Here is a 24127-nt window from a genome sequence, read left to right as displayed (position 1 = left end):
TTGTGTATGTTAAAACTTTTTAGTTCGTTGACTCGAAAAAATCTTTGCCCAGAGCGGCATCGCGGCGGAGCCTAGCTTCGGTTTCAAGCTCTGGGAGTGCCTCTGAATCAATAATCTCGCCGCGCTTCCTGTCCTGATCTCCGGTGTGCCAGTTATCCAATGAGCCTGGTCGGGGATCCTGAGCCTGGCGGTCAAAGCGTTCTTTGAGCTCGGCTTCTTTTTCGTTCATACCGGCTTTGACTGAGGCCGCAAAGTTGAGCGCCTTGAGCGCCGTGTGCTTAAAGGGTGCGCCGTACTTGGAATCAAAGAACTGGGCCATAGTGCTACCTTCGGAGAGAGCCTTTTGCAAGTGAGCCGACTGCTTAAGTTCTACTTCGCTCCCTGTTGGGGAGGTTGTAGTAGCCCGTGAGGCAAAGTAGCCAGTAGCTACTCCCCCGGCAATCAGAACAAGGTTCTTGAGGAAACTCATGAGAGGTCCTCACCTGCTGATGGGCTATCTGGTGCACGGTGGCGGCTCTGAGGAGCGTTTTCATCGCCCTTGAATGCTTTACGGACGCCGTGGGAGAAAGCAGCGACCTTAATGAGGGGCTGTCCGACCGTTGAGGTGACCAATGATGACAGTGCCGAGACATTGGCTGAGGCATCGGAAACATTGCTGGTAATACCATCGACTTTTTCAATCTGTGCATTGGTACTGGCAACGGTTTTGGTTACTTCCCCAATCAGCGGGGTTGTCTCATCGTTCAGTGAGCGAATGGTGCGTGTTAGTTCGTCAAACACCTTACCGAGCTTAATGATAGGAACAGCAAGCAGGGCAACCAGGATGGCGAATACGCCTGCGGCAATAAGGCCTGCAATGTCGGCTCCACTCACGGATTACCTGCTTTCTGCCGGCTAGGGGCCGGCGTCAAAGAACACGATTTGGTAACAATCTTACTTTACAGAGTAAGACTTGACCTATTTTAGTTACCCTGTTTCGCCGGTCGGGAGCATCACACCTTGTCAGAGAGATAGATCAAGAGCCTATGGGTCTACTCCGGTCTAGTTATTAAATGAGGCCGGCCCGCCTCACCAGCGCCAGATAGCGCCAGGTAAGCGGGCCGGTTCAAGCTAGGCGGTTTAGGCCAGGCGTGAGTAGTATTCAACAACCAGCTGCTCTTCGCAGGTGACGGGAATTTCTTCACGCTTGGGGGCGCGCTCAAGCTTTGCGTGGAGCTTCTCAATCTCAACGTTCAGGTAAGCAGGAGTGTCGGGCAGAACGTCCTGGTGTGCGCCGGTGGCTGCAACCTGGAAAGGTGCCATCTTCTCGCTCTTGGGGTGAACGTGGATGAGCTGGCCGGGCTTGACGCGGAAGGAGGGGCGGTCAACGCGGATGCCATCTACCATGATGTGGCGGTGGACAACGAGCTGACGTGCCTGAGCGATGGTGCGAGCGAAACCTGAGCGCAGGACGAGAGCGTCCAGGCGGGTTTCGAGAATCTCGACCATGTTCTTACCGGTCTGACCTTCGATGCGCTTGGCTTCGAGGTAGGCGCGACGCATCTGAGCTTCACGGATGTTGTACTGTGCGCGAAGACGCTGCTTCTCACGAAGCTGGACAGCGTAGTTTGAGTCAGCCTTCTTGCGGCTACGGCCGTGCTGGCCGGGGCCGTAAGGACGACGCTCGAGGTACTTTTCTGCCTTGGGGGTCAGTGCAATGCCGAGGGCACGGGACTGGCGCACGGTACGGCGGGTACGGTTGTGGTTTGCCACAGCTTTTCCTTTTCATTAGCGGTTGGCGGAACCCTGCGTGGGGCACTCCACCATTGTTCTGGTGGTCTGGCCTCCAAGTACCCGCCCACGGTTTGGGCGGTGGAGAGTGTAGAGCAGCCGCACTCTAATCACTACGAGCTATCCGGTGATCAGTGGCTACCGTAAAAGCGGCACCTTACTGCGTTTTGGATAGTCTGCCAGCCAATGTATTAGCCTACCGCTGGCTACGGCAGCTTGTCAGCCCCCTGCGGCAGATGAAGCAGTGCTCTTTGACACAGATAGTTTCCGGGCTTACCGATGGCTATCGGCAGATCTCTATCGGGCAACTCAGTCTCTGGCACTGTTACGGGGTAGCGGTGTCCGTAAGGCTTTGAGCCTTTTGAGCCGGTCGCCCATGGCTTGTTCATTCCCGAAAACAGTTGGCCGGTAGTAGACCGCCCCAAGGAGTGTATCCGGTGAGTATTGCTGGCGGGCTACAGCATTTTTCTGGTCGTGTGGGTAGATATAGCCTTTACCGTGCCCCAGCGCGGCAGCTCCCTGGTAATGGCCATCGCGTAGGTGCAGAGGGACAAGTCCGGCTTTGCCGGAACGGACATCGGCCAGGGCATCGTCAATAGCCCGGTAGACTGCGTTTGATTTGGGAGCTGTGGCAAGATGGATTGTTGCCTGCGCTAGGTTAATACGGGCTTCGGGCAAGCCCACCAGTTGGACTGCCTGGGCAGCATTGACGGCACTGGTTAAGGCGGTGGGGTCGGCCATGCCGATATCTTCGCTGGCGTGGACAATGAGGCGGCGGGCGATAAATCGCGGGTCCTCCCCAGCATCAATCATGCGGGCAAGGTAGTGAAGGGCAGCATCAACATCGGAGCCTCGGATGGACTTGATAAAGGCACTGGTGACGTCATAGTGCTGGTCACCGTTTTTGTCGTAGCGTACCAGCGACTGGTTGAGGGCTTCTTGGGCATGCTCCAGGGTAATAGGCAGGGGTTGATTGACCGAGTAGTTCTGCCCCTCAGCATGGGCTTGCCCAAAAGCAACAGCTGCTGCGGCCTCAAGTGCGGTGAGCGCTCTGCGAGCATCACCGGCGGCTAGCTTCACCAGGTGGTCGGCGGCTTCTTCTTGGAGGGAAACAGCCCCGGCAAAGCCGCGCGGATCAGTCAGGGCGCGACTGAGAAGTTGGGCAATGTCGTGGTCTGTCAGCCCTTGGAGGGTGAGCAGAATCGAGCGGGAAAGAAGCGGTGCGATCACCGAAAATGATGGGTTTTCGGTTGTTGCCGCCACCAGAACTACCCAGCGGTTTTCTACACCGGGTAGCAGCGCATCCTGCTGGGCCTTGCTAAAGCGGTGAATCTCATCCAGGAAGAGTACCGTGGTCAGCCCCCGAAAATCACGGTCTTCGAGCGCCTGCTCCATGACCGAACGGACGTCTTTAACCCCTGCTGTAATAGCCGAAAGCTCAACAAACTTTCGACCAGCGCTACCAGCAATTACGTTAGCAAGTGTTGTTTTGCCTGTCCCGGGTGGTCCCCACAGAATGAGAGAGGACGGGCCAGCGGGGCCACCCTGCTCACCCGCAAGGAGCCGCAGAGGCGAGCCAGGCTTCAATAGGTGTTTCTGGCCCACGACCTCGTCAAGAGTTCGCGGTCGCATACGAACAGCCAGCGGGGCACGTTCACGGGTGCGTTTAACCGACCGGTCATCGCCGTTGTCCTGCGTATCGTCAAGGTAAAAGAGTGATGGATCCATGGTGCTGTCTTAAAGGTGGTCGCTATCGAGAATAAGGGTCACCGGCCCGTCATTGGTCAGCTCGACCTGCATCTGAGCACCGAATGTTCCGGTTTCTACGGTCAGCCCCATATCGCGGAGCGCCTGGACATAGGAATCAAATAGCGGCTGGCTCACAGGGCGTGGGGCGGCCTGCGACCAGGAGGGGCGGCGGCCCTTCTTAGCATCGCCGTAGAGAGTAAATTGGCTGACTGCGAGTACCGGTGCGCCGACATCGAGCACCGATTGTTGGCCCTCCAGCAGGCGCAGGTTGGCCGTTTTTTCTGCAAGTTTTTGAACCTGCCCCGGGCCGTCACTGTGCGTTATACCTACAAGGGCTAGCAGGCCAGTCTGACGGATAGCGCCTACCGTCTGCTCCTCGACAGTAACTGATGCGGAGCTCACCCTTTGGAGGACTACGCGCATGTTTTCTCCTTGTAGATTTAGTGGCCCGCACACCTATCTTGTTTTAGCTAACCTGGCCAGAATTACTTGCCCTCAGCTCCCAATAAAAAATCTATTTATCCCAAAAGCGTTTTTGGGTGAAGAACTGGTTTCTTTAAGGTTAGCTTCGATTTCTTTAATAATTTTAAGCACCCGGTCATTATGGACTTTCCGCCGCTTGATATCTTCCTGTTGGGCTAAGGTGCAACAAGAGCCTGGATAGTTGTCATCAGCTTCCCCTCTCTTTGTCCCTATTATCCATGGTTGGCAATCTTTCGCCAACTATTGGCGGGTTGTTCTGCTCTGAAGGTTCTAATGCTGCCGAGCTTGGTTCTCGGTCCTCAGCATCTAGTTCTCTGTGCTCTGAGGTTAGTTCCTCTTCGTAGGCTTCAAGAATGACCAAGACTCTCCGATACCTCCTCCAGGCGGCAAGCTTAAGAGCAAAAAGCAGACTACGAGTGCTACAAGGAGAGCACAGCCAGCAAGCAGTATGGAACGGTTTATAGGCCTCACCCTAACAGCCAGCAAAATACAGGCCAAACCTAATCTTTAAAGAGAACCGGCCCTTATACCTATCCAGGTACAAGGGCCGTTCGTGAGTTTTTGGCTAAGACTACTTCTCGTCGTCTTTCTTGGGCTTGAAGTCAACGCCGGCTTCCTTGCGCTGCTGGGCAGTGATGGGAGCGGGAGCCGCAGTCAGGGGGTCGTAGCCGCCACCGGTCTTGGGGAAGGCGATAACGTCGCGGATTGAGTCGGTGCCACCAATCAACTGGAGAACACGGTCCCAGCCAAAAGCGATACCGCCCATAGGGGGTGCCCCAAAGCTGAAAGCCTCGAGTAGGAAGCCAAACTTCTCCTGGGCCTCTTCTTCCGAGATACCCATGACCTTGAAAACACGTTCCTGCACGTCACGCTGGTGGATGCGGATTGAACCGCCACCAATTTCGTTGCCGTTGCAGACGATGTCGTAGGCGTAGGCCAGAGCATCACCGGGGTTCTCGTCGAAGGTATCGATGAACTCAGGCTTAGGGGAGGTAAAAGCGTGGTGCACAGCGGTCCATGCTGAGTTGCCCAGGGCAACGTCACCGGAAGCGGTTGCATCCGCTGCTGACTCAAACAGGGGTGCGTCAACAACCCAGACGAAAGACCAGTCGCCGTCCTTAATCAGGCCGGTACGGTGGCCGATTTCTACACGGGCGGCACCCAGCAGGGCGCGGGAAGCCTTGGCTTCACCAGCAGCAAAAAAGATACAGTCACCGGGCTTGGCACCGGTAGCTTCGGCCAGGCCTGCACGCTCAGCCTCGGTGATGTTCTTGGCAACGGGGCCGGTCAGTTCGCCGTCTTCCTGAATCAGGACGTAGGCCAGGCCCTTGGCGCCGCGCTGCTTAGCCCATTCCTGCCAGGCATCGAGGGTGCGGCGTGCCTGGGAGGCGCCACCAGGCATGACAACAGCACCAACATAGGGTGCCTTGAAGACGCGGAAAGTGGTGTCCTTGAAGTAGTCGGTCAGTTCGGTCAGTTCAAGGCCAAAACGCAGGTCGGGCTTATCTGAACCGTACTTCTCCATAGCGTCTTTGTAGGTGATGCGCTCGATGGGGCGGGGCACCTTAACGTCAATTAGGTTCCAGACAGCTTCTACGATGCGCTCACCCAGGTCGATGATGTCTTCCTGGTCAACGAAGGATGCCTCGATATCCAGCTGAGTGAACTCGGGCTGGCGGTCAGCACGGAAGTCTTCGTCGCGGTAGCAACGAGCAAGCTGGTAGTACTTCTCGATACCACCGACCTGTAGGAGCTGTTTGAAGAGCTGGGGTGACTGGGGCAGGGCATACCAGGAGCCGGGTGCAAGGCGAGCAGGAACCAGGAAATCGCGGGCACCTTCGGGGGTTGAACGGGTCAGGGTGGGGGTCTCGACCTCGGTGAACTTCTGCTCCTGCAAAACTTCGCGAGCGGCACGGTTAGCCTCAGAGCGCAGCCGCATCAGGCGGGCAGGCTCTGGGCGGCGCAGGTCAAGGTAGCGGTACTTGAGGCGGGCTTCTTCACCGACCTCAACGTGCTCATCAATCTGGAAAGGCAAAGGCGCTGAGGTGTTCAGAACCTTGGTTTCCTTGACCATGACCTCGATTTCACCGCTGGTCAGGTTGGGGTTCTCGTTGCCCTCGGGGCGGCGGGTAACCTCTCCCATAACCTGCAGGACGTATTCGTTGCGCAGGTGTTCAAAGTCAGCTTCGTTGTGGAAGACCACCTGGGTAAGGCCCTCGCGGTCGCGCAGGTCAACGAAAGCTACCCCGCCGTGGTCGCGGCGGCGGGCCACCCAACCTGTGAGGGTAACGGTTTCTCCGATGTTCTTAGCGGTCAGTTCGCCAAGGGTGTGAGTGCGTAGCACTGATTTCCTTTCGATGGGGCACGGTAAGGCCAGTTTGAAACCGATTTTACCGTTTTTTGGTGCGGTGGGCACCGGTAGCTTGATGTGACTTAGGGGTGCTCCCCTGGTTAAGGGGAGCCGGTGGCAGAGACAGCAGACCCGGGTTTTACTCTTGGCCTGAGGGCAGAACGCGCACCCGCAGATCCTCTTGGGAGGGAGTCCACAGAGCGGGATCAGCGGTTACCTGCTCACCGGAGCGGATGTCTTTGACCTCGTGCTTGAGCTGGCCGTCCTCACCCTGTGAGGTGAACCAAACAAAGGGGATTCCCCGCTTTTGAGCGTATTTGATCTGCTTACCGAATTTGGCGGCGGTAGCTGAAACCTCGCAGGCAATTCCGCGTCCGCGGAGAGCATCTGCAAGGTCCTGGGCATCTGACCACATCTGATCGTTGGTCAGGGCAATAAGCACAGCCGAAGGTACCTTGCGGCTAGGGGCAGCGAACCCCTGTGAAAGAATGCGGGCAACCAGGCGGGTTACACCGATTGACAGGCCCACACCGGGGTAGGTCTTCTTACCGTTTGAAGCTAAGGACTCGTAGCGCCCGCCGGAGCAGATGGATCCGAGCTGTTCATGGCCCACCAGCACGGTTTCGTAGACGGTACCGGTGTAGTAGTCCAAACCGCGCGCAATAGAGAGGTCAGCGACAACACGACCGGGGGCACGCTTTGCCGCTTCGCCAATGACCTCTGTGAGCTCAGCAAGGCCTTCCTCCATGAGAGGATCGGTTACACCCAGAGCACGGACCTGCTCCACAAAACCGGTATCTTCGGCGCGGATAGAGGCCAGAGCGAGGGCGGCCTGGGCCTGCTCATGGCTAGCTCCCAACTCGTCTTTCAGGAGCTGGGCAACAGCCTCGGCACCAATCTTTTCGAGCTTGTCGATATTGCGCAGAACACCAGCGGTATCGGTCAGGCCGATTCCACGGTAGAACCCCTCGGAGAGCTTACGGTTGTTGACCCGTAGTTTGAACTCTGGGATAGGGAGCTTAGAAAGTGCATCAACAATGACGAGAGCCAGCTCAACGTCATAGCGGAAAGGTAGAGCACCATCGCCCACAACATCGACGTCGGCTTGAGTGAACTCACGCGCGCGGCCCTCCTGGGGGCGCTCACCACGCCAGACTTTCTGAATCTGGTAGCGCATAAAGGGGAAGTTAAGGTAACCAGCGTTCTCCACCACGTAGCGAGCAAAGGGAACGGTCAGGTCGAAGTGTAGGGCAAGCTTTTCTTTTGTGCCGGAGCGGGTCTGGTCCTCATCGTCTGAGAGACGTGAAACGGCATAGACCTCCTTATCGATATCTCCCTTGCGCAGGAGCTGTTCGATAGTCTCTACAGAGCGGGTCTCAATCGACGAAAAACCGTGAAGCTCAAAAGTCTCGCGTAGGGTATCGAGAACATAGTTCTCTACTAGACGTTCCTCGGGTAGGTGCTCCGGGAATCCAGAAAGTGATTGTTTGCGAGCCATGCGCTCCCCTCATATCGGTACATTAGTTCTTTGGGTGCTCATAAAAGCACAATCCATTCCATACTAACTGCCGCTACCGCCGGACAGCTAATCACAGAGTAGATCACCGCTAACTCGTGCCTAATGGTGATCAGAAGCAAGGTCATGGGTCAGGCATCACCACAAACCCGCTTAAACACGCTATGCTTGTCTATGCACCAGCTGTGCCCGATAGATTATTGTCTTTGGCAGGTTTACCTGCGCGACAACCGGCCCTATCGATTCGCCCCGGCTTTGGTGCGCTTTTCATTACCTGACGGGCGCTGAGCCCACACTATTGACGCGAAAAGAGTTATAGCGGTGACTACACAATCCGACGACACTAACCTCCCTGTTGACCTTGAAAAGGCCCGCCAGTTTGGCCGCGTAGATGAAGACGGTCACGTTTTCGTCATCGTAGATGGCGAAGAATTTGCTGTTGGCCAGGTACCCGGCGCTTCAGCCGACGAGGCACTCGCCTACTTTGCTCGCAAATTTGAAAACTTTGAAGCACAGGTTGCTCTGCTTGAAGACCGCGTTGAGCGCAAAGCTAAGGCCGCTGATTTGCAGAAGGCTGCTGCCCACCTGGGCCAGCAGGTTGCTGCCCGCAACATGGTAGGTGACTACGCCGCCCTGCAGGAACGCCTTGTCCTTCTCGTTGGCAGAATTAATGAGCGCGAAGAAGCCGAAAAAGTAGAAGCCGCTGAAGCCCGCGAAGCCGCTCTAGCTGCCCGTGAAGCTATCGTGTCAGAAGCCGAAGCTATCGCTGACCAGGACGATTCCAAGATTCACTGGAAGAACTCCCACGCCCGTATGAACGAGTTGTTCGATGCCTGGAAGCAGACCCAGCGTGAACACCACCTGGCAAAAGCCGTTGAAGATGAGCTGTGGAAGCGTTTCCGCGCCGCCCGCACCACCTTTGACCGTCGCCGCCGCGCCCACTTCTCCCAGCTCGATGAGGTCAATGCCAAGGCCAAGCGGGTTAAGGAAGCTCTCATCGCTCAAGCTGAGGCACTTTCAACCTCCACCGACTGGGCCGCTACTGCTGCTAAGTACCGTGACCTCATGGACCAGTGGAAGGCAGCTCCCCGCGGTACCCGCAAGGAAGATGATGCTCTCTGGGCCCGTTTCCGTGCGGCTCAGGATATCTTCTTCGATGCACGCACAGCGGTTAACGCTGAGCTTGATAAGGAGTTTGAAGCTAACCTGCAGGCCAAGGAAGCATTGCTGGAAGAGGCAGGCACCATTCTTCCTGTCACCGACCTGCCTTCTGCCAAGAAAGCCCTCCAAGGAATTCTTGACCGCTGGGAGCAGATTGGCCGTGTCCCCCGCAACTCGGTTCGCCGTGTTGAGCAGGAACTGCGTAAGATCCAGGACGAAATTCACCGTGCTGAGAACGCCAAGTGGCAGAAGACTGACCCCGAGAAGCAGGCCCGTGCCAACTCCATGCTGACCCAGCTCGAAGATACCATTGCCGGCCTTGAAGCCGACCTGGCCAAGGCTGAAGCAACCGGTAACACCCAGAATATTAAAAAGGCGCAGGCCGCTTTGGATGCTCGCAAGCAGTGGCTAGAAACTCTGAGGGCTTCATCTGCTGAGTTCGGTGCCTAAAAAGCGCATAGGTTGTTTTACCCTGCATCATGTGACGTGAGGTCCCCGTCTACCCACCTGTAGACGGGGACTTTTCTGTGGATTTTGCCTGTTTTATCCACAGAATTATGTAGACCCCTGTTGGGGCCAGCTCCCAGCTGATAAAACTGTGCCATGACACATCGGCTCAACATTCTTGAAGAACTGCCCCTCCCAGTGGCTCCGGGTAAGAACCGCCCCCAATCGGCGATTGACTGTTTAGCACACAGTGCTGAGTTTTTACCCACACGGAGCTCTAGCCCTGGCCTACCCAGCACAAAGATCTCGGTGGACGAGAGCGGCTACCTGATCACTGCCGAAAGACTCGGGCTAAGTACACCGGAATGGCAGAAATATCGGCAAGAACAAGGCCTCATCAACCTGCACCATGACATCTGGGTTAGCCCTGACCAACCGGTCACTCGGGCGCTCCGGGCTGAAAGCCTGGCCGCCGTGGCACCAGCAGACTACCTGTACCGAATCCGTTTTTCACGGTTAAGTGCGGCCTGGGTGCTGGGGTACACACCCCAGTTTCCGTCAGGGCGCATAGACATCGACTACAGCAGAGATAACCGGTGCAATCTGCCCCGGGCCTACCGAGCCCGTTTTGCTGCCCACCAGACCACCGTCATCCCCTATGACTGCATAACAATCGGGCCTATCCGTGTTACTAGCCCACTGCGCACAGCGGTAGACCTGGTCAGCTACCACGACCAAGTGGAGCACCTGGGCGCGGTAAGGGCTATTCTTCGGGACCCGCAAAACACCGTAAGCCCTCAGCTTTTCCTTAAGGCCTTGGCCGACAAGCCAAACCTGCGCCGCAGTAGCTATCTAAGAGCCCAACACCTGGCCCAGCAGTGCCTCAAGGGAGGTACAAGCAGGCAGGATGAGCCTAATCGCTCTTACCCCCGAATAGCAGGCAAGTCCAGCTGGCAAACCTAGAGCAGGTAGCCCCCGTGCAGGAACCCTAGTTTCCCTCTTGAACGGGGCGGGAGCCGGTAAGACGATAGGCCCTGAAAATGCCGTGAACATTACGAATCTGGTTAAGCAGATGCTCAAGCATAAAACGATCAGCCAGTTCCACCGTGTAGCGGTTAACCACAAAGCGGTCGTCACTGGTGTGAACCTTGGCGTCTACAATGTTGCACCCGGCCTCGGAGATAACTCGGATAGTGTCAGACAGTAGAGCCTTACGGTCAATGCCCTCAACCTGAATAGATACGCGGTACACCGAGTTACCATTAGCCGCCCACTCAACCGCCGTTTGTCGGGGATCATCCTGCTGGCTCAGGACATTCGGGCAGTCTACCCGGTGAACAGAAATACCGTGGAGTCGGGTCACGATACCGATGATTTCATCGGGCGGAACCGGTGTGCAACAGCGGGCAATTTTGGTCAAAATGCCCTCAGCACCCGGTACCACTACACCATTGTCGTCACCAACCGATCTACGTTCAGTGACCAGTGAAGTATCAAAGCTGCCCGGCTCAACCGCCTGGTGGGTTTCCTCTTCACCGTAGTAGAGGCCAACCAGCGAGGTAATAACAGCCTGGGTTTCGACTTCTCCCTCGCCCACTGAGTGGTAGAGGGTTGCAAGGTCATGCTTGTGTAGGTCCTGGGCTACCTGCAGCATCAGCTCCGGGGTCATCATCTTCGTCAGCGGTAGCTCATGCTGACGCATGGCGCGGATAAGGCGCTCCCGGCCCCGGTTCACCGCCTCCAGACGGCGGCCCTTAGCGTAGTGCTGGCGGATTTTGGTGCGGGCCTTGCTGGTACGGACGAACTTGAGCCAGTCTTCACTGGGCTGGTGATTCTCGTCCTTGGTGGTCATAATTTCCACCGATGATGCCGTCTCAAGCTGGGTGTGCAAGGGTACCAGCTTACCGTTGACCTTAGCGCCAATGGTACGGTCGCCCACCTCAGTGTGGATGGCATAGGCAAAATCAACGGGGGTGGAACCTGAGGGTAAGCTAATTGGCTTGCCCTTCGGAGTCAGAACAACAATCTCGTCGGTTTCCAGAGTCTCGGCTAGCTGTTCATAGAACTGTGCAGATTCCGGGTTGGAGCTAGAGATCTCGGAGATGCTTTGAAGAATACCGATGCTGAAAGCCGCGGTGTTGCTCCCGGCTTCCTTGGGGTGGGACTGTGCGTCAATCTTCTCACCGCGTGATGCGGCCTTATAACGCCAGTGGGCCGCTACACCGTACTCGGCCTCCTCGTGCATCTTAAAGGTACGGATCTGGATTTCAAGAGGCAGATCACCAGGACCGTTTACCGTCATATGCAAAGACTGGTAGTGGTTGTGCTTGGGCTGCTTAATGTAATCCTTGAAACGGCCCGGCACAGCTGTCCACAGCGACATAACGTGCCCCAGCGCCGTGTAGCACTCGTCCACAGACTCAACCATCACGCGAACGGCCAAGATATCGTTAATCTCGTCGAAGCTCTTGCCCTTGGTCTTCATCTTCTGATGAATGGAGTAGTAGTGCTTGGGGCGGCCTGTGACGGTAGCCTCAATGCCAACCTGCTTGAGCCGGTCTTCGATAGTGATACGGGCTTGGACCAGATATTTTTCGAGCTTGGGGGTTCGCTCCCCCACCATACGAACAATTTCGCTGTAAATATCCGGGCTCATGGCCGCAAAAGACAGGTCTTCGAGCTCCCATTTGATGGTGTTCAGGCCGAGCCGGTGGGCCAAGGGAGCGTAGATTTGCAATGTCTCTTCAGCTTTTTTGGCGGCTGATGCGCTAGAGACAAAGCGCCAGGTTCTGGCGTTGTGCAGCCGATCTGCCAGCTTGATGAGCAGAACGCGAATATCCTTGCTCATGGAAAGCACCAATTTGCGGATTGTTTCAATCGGGGCGTTCTCACCGTAGGAAACCTTATCGAGTTTCGTGACACCGTCAACCAGGTAGGCTACCTCTTCGCCAAAGTCCTCTGTCAGTTGTTGGTGCGTATATTCGGTGTCCTCAACAGTATCGTGTAGCAAGCCTGCTACGAGTACCGGCCCGGTTGCACCGATCTCAGCCAGAATGGTGGTGACGGCAACGGGGTGAGTGATATAGGGATCACCGCTCTTACGTTTCTGCCCGCGATGGTAATGGTTAGCGACCTGGAAAGCCCGTTGGAGTACCTCAAGGTCCTCCTCCGGGTGATTTTTCTTAACGGTACGAATTACAGGTGCAAGCACCGGCGAGAAACGCGGGGCATTCTCGGGGCCGTGAACTCTATCGCTCCCAAAGACAAGACGGGTGGGAACGCGACCCGAGGCAGACATCACACGATGGGAGCCGCGAACAGGTTTCTTAGCGTGCCCTGCGGGTACCTTTTGGCTACCTTCTTCAGACCGGCTCATATGGAACACTCCCCTTAAAACTTTATTCTGCGTGTGTGGGTCTATTTTAGTTGAAAAGCTGGGCCTAATGTGGCCAAGGACGCTCATGTTCCGCAGGTAGGTAGTCGGTCAAACTATTTTATCTGTTAAGACAGTGGGGTCGGGTAGAAATACATCTACCCGACCCCTAGCCAAGTTTACTGCTCTGCCCCCTGAGCTACTTGAGATTAATGTGCTGAACAGAGATCAGTACAGGGTCTACTTCTTCTGCAGCCTGGGCATTCTCCTCTTGCTGCGTAATCTCACCAGCGCCTACCTTGGCAACCAAGGCATCGTGCTCCTTGACTGACTTCTCGCGCAACCGCAGAGCGGCGTAGGCTGGGGCTGCCACAAAGAGCGTTCCGGCGGTACCGACGATAATGCCGATAAAGAGTGCCAAGGACAAATCCTTCAGGGTACCAGCGCCTAGAAGGAGCGCACCGATAAAGAGAATCGAGCCCACCGGCAGGATACCCACGATGGAGGTATTGATAGAACGAACCAGAGTTTGGTTGACAGCAAGGTTGAGCTGCTCGCCAAAGGTTGTGTCCTGGCCTTGATCAAGGTTAGCGGTATTCTCACGAATCTTGTCGAAAACCACTACCGTGTCATACAGCGAGTAGCTCAAAACGGTCAAGAAGCCAATGATTGCACTCGGAGTGATCTCGAACCCAATCAAAGCGTAGAGGCCAACAGAGGTAATGATGGTAAAGAGCAAACCCGCAATAGCCGATAGGGACATCTTCCAAGTACGGAAATAGAGAGCCATACCTACCATGACCAATCCAATGAACCATGCCAGACCCACAAGGGCCTGCCTGGTAACGCCCTCACCCCAGGTGGGGCCCACAAACGATGAGGTCACCTTGTCACTACCTACACCGTAGGCTTTTTGCAGAGCCTGGCCAACTGCTAAAGTTTCGTCGTCGGTGAGCTCACCCATCTGAGCGCGAATAGTGCCATCGGCAATGTTGGTAACGCGCACATCACTAGCTTCGGGGGCGGCCTGGGCGATAGCCTGCTCACCTACAGCAATATCGGTGTTCTGGGTTTGGGAGACAGTAAATTCAGAACCGCCCCGGAACTCGATACCCAGGTTAAAACCGCCACGGATAAACGGGACGAGAGCGGCCGCTACAGTCATCAAAAGAGCTATGGTCAGTAAGCGCTTACGCAGAGCTACAAAGCCGAACGACCGGCGACCTGAGTGAAGATCATTGCCAAACTGAGCCAGTACATTAGCCACGATTGGCCTCCTCGTTCTTGGGCGACTCTGCTTCTTCCGAAGTGTTTTCCTGTTCCTGCTTTTCAGCGGCCAAGCGTTCGAGTCGCTTGCGCTCAGCTAGGCTGAGACGTTCTTGGTTTTCCTGGACGGTACGGACGCGTCCGGCACCACGGTAAAGCGGAGTTGAGCCCAGAGCCACAGGGTCCATGCCCGAGAAACGCCCGCCCCTAGCAAAGTAGTCCTTACGCCCCAGCAGAACCATCACCGGGTGGATAAAGAGGAAAGTGATGATCAGGTCCGAAACGGCGGTAAGACCGAGGGTAAAGGCAAAGCCTCGCACGTTACCCACTGACGCGAAGTAGAGAACCACAGCGGCAAGGAGGTTGACCGCCTTAGAAGCCATAATCGTCCGTTTCGCCCTGTGCCAGCCATGATCAATGGCCGCTGGGATCGTTCGACCCGTCCGAATCTCATCGCGGATACGCTCAAAGTAAACGATGAAAGAGTCAGCCATCAGGCCAATAGATACGATCAGACCGGCTACACCTGCCAAGGAGAGGCGGTAATTCATCACGTAACCCAGCAGAACGATAACACCGTAGGACAGTAAACCCGCCACCAAGATTGAGGTGATATTGACTAGGCCAACCAGACGGTACTGGAAAAGCGAATAGACAAAAACCAAGAGCAGGCCGATCAGGCCGGCGATCAGACCCATCTTGAGTTGTTCAGCACCCAGGGTAGCCGAAATCTGCTGCTCCGACTGAATGGTGAAGCTGATGGGCAGCGCCCCATATTTAAGCTGTTCAGCAAGGTTCTTTGCAGTTTCCTCAGTGAAGTTACCGGTAATCTGCGGCTTACCATCAGAGATCACGGCCTGGGTTACAGGTGAGGACAGAACCTGCCCGTCAAGCATAATTGCGAACCGTGCCCGTGCATCAGAAGGGTTGGCACCGCGAATAGCATTCAGGCGGGTGGTGACGTTCTTAAAAGTTTCGGTAGCAGCGGGGTCAAAGACAATGTTTACCCCCCATTGACCGGTCGAGATTCCGGTGGAGTTTGTGACCGGCGAATAGCTAGCGGTCTCAATATCGGTACCGTTAATTTCGATGGGACCCAGAATATATTTCTCTGTCCCATCGGTAGAACAGGCAACAATAGCCGCCCGGGGATCCTGAGCGGAAGTATCAACATGAGCCGGGAGGGTGCAGTCCAGAGCCTCATACTGCCGCCAAAGTTCAGAAGTTACCCAATTAGTATCCGAGCCATCAGCAGGTTCAGCCGTGGGCTTGGGCAGGGCATCTTCTGCAAGAGCCTTATCAGCGGCAACAGCTTCCGCTGGTCCTGCGCTGATGACCGCACGGAAGCTCATCTGGGCTGATGTCTGTATCAGGTTGCGTGTCTCCGAGCTCAGGGTTCCGGGAACGGATACCACAACATTCTGCCCTGACTGGGTGGTAATCTCGGCTTCAGCAACACCTGAACCATCCACACGCTGGCGGATAATCTCAACGGCCTGATCAAGCTGTTCCGACGTAATGGTACCGCCCTCAGCGTCATTAACCTGGGGTGCCAAAATAAGCTGGGTGCCGCCGGACAGATCAAGTGCAAGTTTAGGTAACCAGCTACCGCCCGATGATGTGGTGCTGAAAATACCACCGGCAACGATAAGCAAGACAAGCGCCATGGAAGCAAGTGCTCCCCTAGCCTTGGCTACGGTGGCTGTCTTAGCCATGAATGCCTCTTCTTTTCTACAAAATGGTGACTGGAAGGTGAAAAGGCGCACCACCGTGGACAGATGGCGCACCTTTGAAGTGTGATTAGTTAGTTGGCCGGGTCATCGGCAACCTGACCCTCAAGTGTGGGTTTGGTTTGCGCTGCTGATTCCTCGGTGGGCTTGTTGCTCTCCTCAATGGTCGTTACAGTCATCAGGTGAACTTTAACGACGGTGCCGGGAGCGATTTCCAGGTAAGCAACGTTTTGCTCACGATCCAGGGAATCAAGGGTGCCAAAAAGACCGAAATTGGTCATTACCTTAGTGCCGGGAACCATGGTTTCCTGCCGCTCTTTAAGCTGTTGCTGAGCCTTTTTAGCTCGGCGGGCCGGAAGCACGATAAGAATAATCATCATCAGGCCAAGGAGCAGGAACATAAACAGGGGTGAACCGCTTTCCACTGGTGTCCTCTTATCTTTGGGATAGGGTCAAGAAACTAAATTCCTATTCTATGCCAGAAAGCTGAGTTAGGACCCAACGACAGGGCCAGCACTCCCTATTTTCGTCACTAGGGAAGTTCAGGAGGCTCCAGGCCCAGGTGTTCCCAAGCAAGCGGTAGTGCCACACGCCCCCTGGGGGTCCGACCTATGAGGCCTTCTCGCACAAGATAGGGTTCAGCAACGGTTTCCACGGTTTCGGTTTCTTCACCTACTGCAATTGCCAGGGTGGAAAGCCCCACCGGGCCACCACCGAATTTGGTTATCAGCGCTGTCAGAACAGCCCGATCGAGCCGGTCAAGGCCACGCTCATCGACCTCATACATATTGAGGGCGGTAGCTGCTGCGGCAGCGTCGATGCGCTGGATGCCGTGAACCAGAGCCCAGTCCCGCACTCGACGCAAGAGACGGTTAGCGATACGGGGTGTACCGCGTGAACGGCCAGCAATTTCGGCAAAGCCCTCGGAAGAAATATTGAGCTCCATGAGCCCTGCTGACCGTCGGATAACGCTTTCCAGCTCAGCAACAGAGTAGAACTCAAGGTGACCGGTGAACCCAAAACGGTCACGGAGCGGACCGGGTAGTAGACCAGCGCGCGTGGTAGCCCCCACCAGGGTAAAGGGCGGCAACTCAAGCGGGATAGAGGTAGCGCCAGCGCCCTTTCCCACCACAATATCGACCCTAAAATCTTCCATAGCCATATAGAGCATTTCCTCAGCGGGCCTACTCATACGGTGAATTTCATCCAAGAAGAGAACTTCACCGGGAGTCAGGGACGAAAGAATAGCAGCCAGATCACCCGAATGTTGTATAGCCGGGCCGCTGGTAATTCTGAGCGGGGCATCCATCTCAGCTGCAATAATCATAGCCAGTGTTGTCTTACCCAAACCGGGAGGGCCAGAGAGCAAGACATGGTCTGCTGAGCGGCCACGCAATTTTGAGGCTTCCAGAACGAGCGAAAGCTGTTGACGCACCCGGTGCTGACCCACAAAATCATCAAGTGATTTGGGGCGCAGGGCGGCCTCAATCATCTTCTCTTCTGGTTCTTCGTCCATAGAGACCAGGCGGCCTCCGGGGGCAGGCCCGTCTGCGTTGGGAAATTGACTCATGCTTTTTCTGGCTTCTTAAATTCGAGGGGAAGGCAACAAGAAATTCTAGCGGCCGGTTGTGCTCTGGTTGCCCAGGGAAGCAAGCACGGAGCGGAGGGCTTGGGCAAGGCCCATAGTCTCGGCCTTAGGGTTATGTTCGATAAAGGACTCGATAGCAGCTGCGGCATCCTTTTCATTCCAGCCCAGGCTGGTCAGGGCATCTTGTACCTGGGGTTTCCAGCTAACGCCCTGGTTGATGGGTAGCTGATCGCTGGCACCATCGGCGAGGATTAGCTTACCTGCCAGCTCTAGCACAACACGTCGCGCCCCCTTGGGGCCGATACCGGGCACCCTGGTAAAGGCCTTATCGTCACCGGTAGCAACAGCCCGTTCAACCTCGGCAGGAGTGTGTACACCCAACACGGCCAAGGCAATACGGGGGCCAATACCCGAAACCGAGAGCATCATGTCAAAGACCTCACGCTCAGCGGCCTCAGCAAAACCGTAGAGAGTCATAGAATCTTCGCGCACAATCATGGTGGTAAGCACGGTAGCCTGCTCCCCCAGCCGTAGATGGGAGGCAGTTCGGGCGGTTAAGTGCACAAGCATGCCAAAGCCATTGACATCAATAACGGCAGTATCGAGGCCCAGGTGGGTTACCGTACCGGTGAGAGAGCTAATCATAGAAACAGTCTATTCGAATATATGTACTAAAACAAGGTGGGTTTATGAGCGCCGAGCACGCGACTCAGCTTCTAACCATGCCTTTTGGGCAGGCGTTAGCTGCCCAGAAAGCCGGGAGGCAGCAGGCTGGGATCCCTGGTGGGTTTGGGTTTTGGCGGCCATATTAATGCCCGAACCAATGCTACCCCCACGCCAGCCGTGACAAATCGCGAGGGCTAGAGCATCGGCGGCATCGGCAGGTTTGGGCATGGTGTCAAGGCCCAAAATTCTTGTGACCATTCTGCCCACAGAGGCCTTGTCGGCCCGGCCTGAACCTGTCACAGCGGCCTTAACCTCGGAGGGCGTATGGAAATGCACCGGTACCCCGCGCGCCGCAGCCGCCACTATCACCACACCAGAGGCATGAGCGGTACCGATAACGGTATTCACTTGCTCCTGCGCAAACACACGTTCAATGGCCAGAGCGTCGGGCTGGTAGGTATCGAGCCATTCTTCCGCTGCCCGAAAAATCTTAAGAATGCGCTGGTCAAGACTTTCGGCCGCGGCCGTTCCGGACACCCCCACCTTGACAAAGTGAGCCTGCCGGTTGGCCGTCATATCAATCAGGCCAAAACCGCACCGGGTCAAGCCCGGATCCACACCTAAAATACGGGCAGCGCCCGGAACCCGCTGCACAGCGGTTTCCGGGCGCCGGGTTGAGGTGCTGGCAGGTACAAGCCTGCCGGTTGGTACACCCTTGACCATCGCTAGGTTTTACTCAGCTTCCAGCTCGGCCATAACAGCCTCGTTGATATCGGCGTTGGAGTAGACGTTCTGAACGTCATCAAGTTCTTCAACGGCATCGGCCAGCTTAAGGAACTTCTTGGCGCCCTCGGCGTCCAGATCCACATTCATGGTGGGGCGGAAGACGGGGTCATCATTGTTGTATTCCAGCTCAGCATCAACCAGAGCCTTACGGATAGCAGGCAGGTCAGTTGCCTCGGAGACAACGGTGAAAACGTCGCCCTCGTCGATAACTTCCTCAGCACCGGCATCGAGAACAGCCATCAGCACGTCGTCCTCGGTCAGGCCGTCAGTCTTGGCGACCTCAACAACGCCCTTGCGCTCAAAGAGGAAGGCTACAGAGCCGGAGTCTGCCATGGTGCCTCCGTTGCGGGTAACAGCTGTACGAACTTCTGCCGCGGCGCGGTTGCGGTTATCGGTCAGACACTCAATGTAGAGAGCGGTGCCCTGGGGGCCGCGAGCCTCGTACATGATTTCGGTGTAGTCAATGGCTTCACCGGTCAGGCCGGCACCGCGCTTGATTGCGCGCTCGACGTTATCGTTGGGAACAGAGTTCTTCTTAGCCTTTGAAACAGCCAGATCAAGGGCGGGGTTACCGGCCGGGTCGGGGCCACCCATGCGCGCAGCAACTTCAATTGCCTTGATGTACTTGGCAAAGGCCTTGGCGCGCTTGGCGTCAATAGCGGCTTTCTTGTGCTTGGTTGTGGCCCATTTGGAATGACCTGACATGATTCTCCTTGTGCTTTTGAAGTTCCCGGCTATGCGGGCACCTTTTGACGCGTTCTATTCTAGCGATTTCGGCTCTGCTTCGCAGAACCCTCAGCATGGGCCCTGTCTTCGGGTCCCGGTTTAGCCCCCGAGCCCTTAACGAGGGCGAGCAATCGCGGAGGCTCGAGCCTGCTCAATCAGGCTGTCGTCAATGTCTACCGGTACGAATTCACCGTATTTTTTGAGCGCGGCCTGCTTGATTAAGAAATCCGAGATAGCGGGGTTCTTAGGCAGGAGGGAGCCGTGCAGATAGGTTCCCACTACGTTATGGACACGAGCGCCCTCCCCTGTATCGGACTTGTTGTTGCCGTCTCCCTTGGTAACGGTAGCCAGTGGTTTGGTATCACCGTTCAGGTAGGTCAGACCCGAGTGATTCTCAAAGCCAACAAGGGTTCCGAACTCAGCTGATTCCTCGACAATATTTCCGATCAGGCGTTCCTCACTGCCCACGGTGTGAGCATCGAAGACACCGATACCCTGTAGCCTCTGACCGCTGACAGTTTTAAAGTCTTGACCGAAAAGCTGATAGAGCCCACAAATGACCAGCATGGGGGTGCCATCAGCCGCGAGCTGGCGCAGAGTCTCAGCGCGGGCCAGCAAATCGTCCTGGATACGGGACTGGCCTGAGTCCTGCCCGCCACCACCTAGGAAGATGTCGCCGTCCTTAGGGAACGGGTCACCGGGATTGTAGTCCACAACTTCAACGGAGAAACCGTGGGCCTTGGCACGCCGAGACAGAGACAGAGTATTACCCCAGTCACCGTAGATGTTCATGTCACGCGGGTAGAGCTGAACAATCTTCAGGTGTTTTTCACCTGCTAGATCAGCAGAGGCTTCGTGGCCGGGCTGGTTCTGGAGCTGGCTCATGAAATGGCCTCCACATCGGTAATCTTGGCTAGTTCTTTTCGGATCGCCAGCATGGCGGTGTAAGTGCAGAAGATGCGCATGGGGCGGCCCTGGGACCGAGTAATGAAGGTAGCCAGTGCCTGCTCCAGGTCTTCGTTAACAGCTTCTACAGGAACCTCATCATGTTCAAGGCGCAGGGCCATATCGTAGGCTCGCACGCCTGAAACCATGCTGACCCCACCATTTATCAATGAGTGGAAGTCGACGTCCCAGAGCCAGGACACATCGCGCCCATCGGCGTAGGCATCGTTAATGGTGATCATGGTTGAGTAGTCCCGGGCGTCGGCCGATGCCAGTGATAGGCGGAAGCCGCTGGGGTTCTTGACCAGTAGAAGCTGGAGGGTTTGGCCCTTAACGGTCAGGGTTTCACCGCGACCAAAGGCAGGGGTGATATGTTCAAGCTCAGCCAGTAGCTGATCGGTCTTGAGCTTCTCCCCCATCACTGCGCGGGTCAGCGCTATAGCGGCGGCAGCGTTAAAGATGTTGTAGACACCGTAGAGGTTGATGGTGCCCTGCACTTCCTGACCGTCAAGGTCAAAGGTTGCCTGGGTACCCTTAAAGTCTTTGAGAGTGACCGCGGCTGCGGGCCTTTGAGGCCGGCTAACCACCTGAGCCTTACCGTCCGGGCCAAGACGCATCTGATCATCTGAGGGGAAGAGCACACGAAGCTTATCGGAAAGACCGAAGTAGCTGGTCTTGGTGCCTTCAAGCAGGTTCTCTGCTAGGGAGAGGATGCGCGGGTCTTCGCGGTTGAGAACTACAGTGCCGGTGGTAGCGCCCGCAACGCTGGCCAGCATGCGGCGGGTGGTATCGATTTCACCAAAGCGGTCAAGCTGGTCGCGCAGAACATTCAGCAAAAGCGAGTAGCGGGGCTTGACCATGCGCACAAAGTGAACGGCGTGAGCCTCATCAAGTTCAAGAACAGCGATGTCGGCATCAAGCTTGCCGGTCAGGCTCATCTCACCTAGCAGGGCCGCAGCAACACCGCGCACAAAGTTAGACCCGGTCCGGTTGGTGAAAACTTTTAGACCCTGAGACTCCAGCAGTTGGACCACCATCTTGGTGGTGGTGGTTTTGCCGTTGGTGCCCGAGACAACAACGACGCCGTGCGGAAGTTTAGCGAGTTCTTGGGCCACAAAATTTGGGTGGAGCTTTTCCATGACCAGGCCGGGGAAAGCTGAACCGCCCCCGCGTAACTTAGTTGCATAACGAATGCCTTGGCCAACAAGGCGTACTACAGGTCGTGACATGCTCTCTATCTTACTGGTTTGCTCCACACTAGCCAGCCAGGCCCACGCCCACCGCCTTTCCTGCTGGTTTTAGAAAGGTTTCCAGCCCCCGGTCAGTGAGTAGATCTTTTGGTTCGGGGTGCTAGCGAGAATAGCTTGGACCGCACGAGCTGACCGGCTACCGGCGGCACAGTAAACCACAAGCGGCAACTCTGAGGGGTTCTCCATAAGTTCGCCCAGTGTGCTGCCCTTGCTCAGCTCTGCTAGAAGCTGGTCAAGAGGCAGATGCTGATCGTGTTCGTAGTGGCCGTCCCGGCGTTCGTCCGGACTGCGAACATCAAGTAGCTGGTAACGCTCCCGGTTCAGCCGCAGGTCCTCGTAGCTGATGGAGGGTACCTGCTGGCTATCCTGCTCACTCGAATAGCGCTGAATCTCTGCGAGCGCCGTCTTGAGGTTTCGGGTGGGTTGGCGGTTGGGGTCGGGGGTGATGGTCAGGGTTCTGGTGGTTGCTGTTCGTGCGTCGAAGAGCCAAAGTGTGCCCAGTAGTGGTTGGGGTAGGCCGGTGATGAGTTTGATGGCTTCGGTGGCCATGATGGAGCCGACTGTTCCGCAGAGGGATCCGAGTACTCCGCCTGCGGCGCAGGTGGGGACGGATTGGGGGTGGGGCATGTCGGGGTAGAGGTCGCGCAGGCTCCAGCCTTGTCTTGGGTGGCTGTTGAGGTAGCGGGGTGCGGACCAGAAGACGGTGGCTTGGGCTGTGTATTGGGAGAGGGTGCCCCAGATGAGGGGTTTGCCGAGTATTTCGCAGGTGTCAGCTACCAGGTAGCGGGTGGCGAAGTTGTCTGAGCCGTCGATGATGAGGTCGTAGGAGGCGAGCAGGTTTTCGATGTTGTGGGGTGTGAGGTAGAAGGGGTGGGCTGTGGCCTTGATGGAGGGGTTGAGGGCTTGGACTTGTTCGACGGCGGATATGGCTTTGTTTTTTCCGGCGTTTTGCCAGCGGTGGATGATTTGGCGTTGGAGGTTGGATTCTTCGATGGTGTCTCCGTCGATGATGTCCAGGTGGCCTATTCCTGCGGCGGCGAGGTAGAGGGCCAGCGGTGAGCCGAGCCCTCCTGCTCCGATGATCAGGACGCGGGCGGCGGCGAGGCGGCCTTGGCCGGTTTCTCCGATGCCGGGCAGGCTGGTGTGCCGTGCACCGATGCGGGCTTGGATTTCGCTCAGGTGCGGGAGGGGTTCAACCAGCGGTGCTAGGGGTGGTAGTTCTTGACTCATGCTTTGCCTTTAGCTCTGGTGGGTGAGGTCCTGGGCGGTGGGGATGCCCTGTAAGATGCGCCCTTGCATGGGTGATGAGGCTTGGGCGTGGTGTCGTTTGGGGATGCGGCCGGCCTGCCGGGCCAGGTAGCCGGCTTGGACGGCGTGGCGCATGGCCTGTGCCATGGCGACTGGGTCTTGGGCGCGGGTGACTGCTGAGGCCAGCAGGACGGCGCTGCATCCGAGTTCCATGGCGAGCGCGGCTTCTGAGGCTGTGCCGATTCCGGCATCGAGGATGACGGGTAGCTCGGTCTGCTCTGCGATCATTTGGATGTTGTGGGGGTTGAGGATTCCTAGGCCGGTGCCGATGGGTGCGCCTAGGGGCATGATGGCGCTTGCGCCGGCGCGTTCGAGTTGGCGTGCCACGATGGGGTCATCGTTGGTGTAGGCGAAGACGGTGAAGCCGCGTGAGGCGAGCTGTTCGGTGGCCTCGAGTAGTTCGAGGGTGTCAGGGAGCAGGGTGGTTTCGTCGGCTATGACTTCGAGTTTGACCCAGTGGGTTTCGAGTGCTTCTCTGCCGAGTTCTGCGGTGAGGGTGGCGTCTCTGGCGGTGTAGCAGCCGGCTGTGTTGGGCAGGATTTTGATGCCCTTGCGTTGGATGATGGAGAAGAGTGATTCGCTGGTGGTGGGTGTGTAGCGGCGTAGGGCTACGGTGGTGAGTTCGGTGCCCGATGCGGTGAGGGCTTCTTCTAGGTTGGTCAGGGAGGTGATTCCGCCTGTTCCCATGATGAGCCGGGAGTTGAGTCTTACTCCGTCGATAATGAGCTGGTCCTTGATGCCGGTCATGGTACTAGCCTCCTTGGACTGCGGTGATGACTTCGAGTGTGTCGCCCTCGGCTAGCGGTGTGTCTTGCCAGGTGCTTCGGGGTATGACGGTTTGGTTGCGGGCTATAGCGATTCCTCGGCGGGCGTCTTCTTGGGCTAGTGAGCTGCCGTGGAGGTGTTCGACGGCGGTGAGCACGGTTGCTGTTTCGGGGAGGGTGGTGGGTTGGCCGTTGAGCAGGATGTTCACGGGTGTGCCTTTCGGTTTGAGGGCAGGGGCGGGTTTAGCA

General features: G+C 56.6%; 22 protein-coding genes. 2 read left to right on the top strand and 20 right to left on the bottom strand.

Annotated elements, in window-relative coordinates:
• Positions 1–19: 19 nt before the first annotated feature.
• From ACN082_RS04480 to hisS, 7 genes are all read right to left on the bottom strand, one after another.
• The gene (locus ACN082_RS04480; RefSeq protein ID WP_419099644.1) at positions 20–469 is read right to left on the bottom strand and encodes a peptide chain release factor 4; all 450 of its coding nucleotides are present in this window, start codon (positions 467–469) and stop codon (positions 20–22) included.
• Positions 466–873 (bottom strand): DUF948 domain-containing protein, encoded by a 408-nt coding sequence (locus ACN082_RS04475; protein ID WP_419099643.1) that lies wholly within the window; start codon positions 871–873, stop codon positions 466–468. Before ACN082_RS04475 ends, ACN082_RS04480 begins: the two co-directional genes overlap by 4 nt.
• Before the next feature lie 246 nt (positions 874–1119).
• Positions 1120–1752, bottom strand: a complete 633-nt coding sequence (gene rpsD, locus ACN082_RS04470) for a 30S ribosomal protein S4 (RefSeq protein WP_419099642.1) — start codon at positions 1750–1752, stop codon at positions 1120–1122.
• Positions 1753–2079: 327 nt separating this feature from the next.
• Positions 2080–3498: a replication-associated recombination protein A gene (locus tag ACN082_RS04465; protein ID WP_419099641.1), complete on the bottom strand. Its 1419-nt coding sequence runs from the start codon at positions 3496–3498 to the stop codon at positions 2080–2082.
• A gap of 9 nt (positions 3499–3507) precedes the next feature.
• Complete coding sequence (gene dtd, locus ACN082_RS04460; protein WP_419099640.1) at positions 3508–3942, bottom strand: D-aminoacyl-tRNA deacylase; 435 nt, start codon at positions 3940–3942, stop codon at positions 3508–3510.
• A 631-nt stretch (positions 3943–4573) separates the two neighbouring features.
• On the bottom strand, positions 4574–6346 hold the full coding sequence (gene aspS, locus ACN082_RS04455; protein WP_419099639.1) for an aspartate--tRNA ligase: 1773 nt from the start codon (positions 6344–6346) through the stop codon (positions 4574–4576).
• 145 nt (positions 6347–6491) lie between these two features.
• The gene (hisS, locus tag ACN082_RS04450) at positions 6492–7850 is read right to left on the bottom strand and encodes a histidine--tRNA ligase (protein ID WP_419099638.1); all 1359 of its coding nucleotides are present in this window, start codon (positions 7848–7850) and stop codon (positions 6492–6494) included.
• 339 nt (positions 7851–8189) lie between these two features.
• On the opposite strand from hisS, the gene ACN082_RS04445 reads away from it, so the two are divergent.
• Both ACN082_RS04445 and ACN082_RS04440 read left to right on the top strand, forming a co-directional pair.
• A complete protein-coding gene (locus tag ACN082_RS04445) occupies positions 8190–9479 on the top strand; it encodes a DUF349 domain-containing protein (protein ID WP_419099637.1) in 1290 nt (429 codons plus the stop codon).
• A 153-nt stretch (positions 9480–9632) separates the two neighbouring features.
• Complete coding sequence (locus ACN082_RS04440) at positions 9633–10439, top strand: type IV toxin-antitoxin system AbiEi family antitoxin (RefSeq protein ID WP_419099636.1); 807 nt, start codon at positions 9633–9635, stop codon at positions 10437–10439.
• A gap of 25 nt (positions 10440–10464) precedes the next feature.
• On the opposite strand, the gene ACN082_RS04435 is transcribed toward ACN082_RS04440, so the two are convergent.
• From ACN082_RS04435 to thiS, 13 genes are all read right to left on the bottom strand, one after another.
• Entirely contained in the window at positions 10465–12852 is a 2388-nt protein-coding gene (locus ACN082_RS04435; RefSeq protein ID WP_419099635.1) for a RelA/SpoT family protein, read from the bottom strand.
• A gap of 196 nt (positions 12853–13048) precedes the next feature.
• Entirely contained in the window at positions 13049–14116 is a 1068-nt protein-coding gene (gene secF, locus ACN082_RS04430) for a protein translocase subunit SecF (RefSeq protein ID WP_419099634.1), read from the bottom strand.
• Positions 14109–15830 carry a protein translocase subunit SecD gene (gene secD, locus ACN082_RS04425; protein WP_419099633.1) on the bottom strand — a complete coding sequence of 574 codons (1722 nt, stop codon included), beginning with the start codon at positions 15828–15830 and terminating at the stop codon, positions 14109–14111. Before secD ends, secF begins: the two co-directional genes overlap by 8 nt.
• Positions 15831–15919: 89 nt before the next feature.
• Positions 15920–16270: a preprotein translocase subunit YajC gene (locus ACN082_RS04420; protein WP_419099632.1), complete on the bottom strand. Its 351-nt coding sequence runs from the start codon at positions 16268–16270 to the stop codon at positions 15920–15922.
• 107 nt (positions 16271–16377) lie between these two features.
• Positions 16378–17415 carry a Holliday junction branch migration DNA helicase RuvB gene (ruvB, locus tag ACN082_RS04415; RefSeq protein WP_419099631.1) on the bottom strand — a complete coding sequence of 346 codons (1038 nt, stop codon included), beginning with the start codon at positions 17413–17415 and terminating at the stop codon, positions 16378–16380.
• 45 nt (positions 17416–17460) lie between these two features.
• Positions 17461–18078 carry a Holliday junction branch migration protein RuvA gene (gene ruvA, locus ACN082_RS04410; RefSeq protein ID WP_419099630.1) on the bottom strand — a complete coding sequence of 206 codons (618 nt, stop codon included), beginning with the start codon at positions 18076–18078 and terminating at the stop codon, positions 17461–17463.
• A gap of 42 nt (positions 18079–18120) precedes the next feature.
• Positions 18121–18753, bottom strand: coding sequence for a crossover junction endodeoxyribonuclease RuvC (gene ruvC / locus ACN082_RS04405; RefSeq protein ID WP_419099629.1), 633 nt, complete (start codon positions 18751–18753; stop codon positions 18121–18123).
• Positions 18754–18831: 78 nt separating this feature from the next.
• Entirely contained in the window at positions 18832–19590 is a 759-nt protein-coding gene (locus tag ACN082_RS04400; RefSeq protein WP_419099628.1) for a YebC/PmpR family DNA-binding transcriptional regulator, read from the bottom strand.
• Positions 19591–19725: 135 nt separating this feature from the next.
• Positions 19726–20496, bottom strand: a complete 771-nt coding sequence (locus tag ACN082_RS04395; protein ID WP_419099627.1) for a type 1 glutamine amidotransferase — start codon at positions 20494–20496, stop codon at positions 19726–19728.
• Positions 20493–21794 carry a MurT ligase domain-containing protein gene (locus ACN082_RS04390; RefSeq protein ID WP_419099803.1) on the bottom strand — a complete coding sequence of 434 codons (1302 nt, stop codon included), beginning with the start codon at positions 21792–21794 and terminating at the stop codon, positions 20493–20495. Before ACN082_RS04390 ends, ACN082_RS04395 begins: the two co-directional genes overlap by 4 nt.
• 60 nt (positions 21795–21854) lie before the next feature.
• Positions 21855–23036 (bottom strand): ThiF family adenylyltransferase, encoded by a 1182-nt coding sequence (locus ACN082_RS04385; protein WP_419099626.1) that lies wholly within the window; start codon positions 23034–23036, stop codon positions 21855–21857.
• Positions 23037–23045: 9 nt separating this feature from the next.
• The gene (locus ACN082_RS04380) at positions 23046–23861 is read right to left on the bottom strand and encodes a thiazole synthase (RefSeq protein WP_419099625.1); all 816 of its coding nucleotides are present in this window, start codon (positions 23859–23861) and stop codon (positions 23046–23048) included.
• Between the two features lie 4 nt (positions 23862–23865).
• Positions 23866–24087: a sulfur carrier protein ThiS gene (thiS, locus tag ACN082_RS04375; protein WP_419099624.1), complete on the bottom strand. Its 222-nt coding sequence runs from the start codon at positions 24085–24087 to the stop codon at positions 23866–23868.
• Positions 24088–24127 lie beyond the last annotated feature (40 nt).

Source organism: Rothia sp. CCM 9417, from assembly GCF_048513575.1.
GTDB lineage: Bacteria > Actinomycetota > Actinomycetes > Actinomycetales > Micrococcaceae > Rothia.
This window is presented reverse-complemented; position numbering and strand designations above follow the sequence as displayed.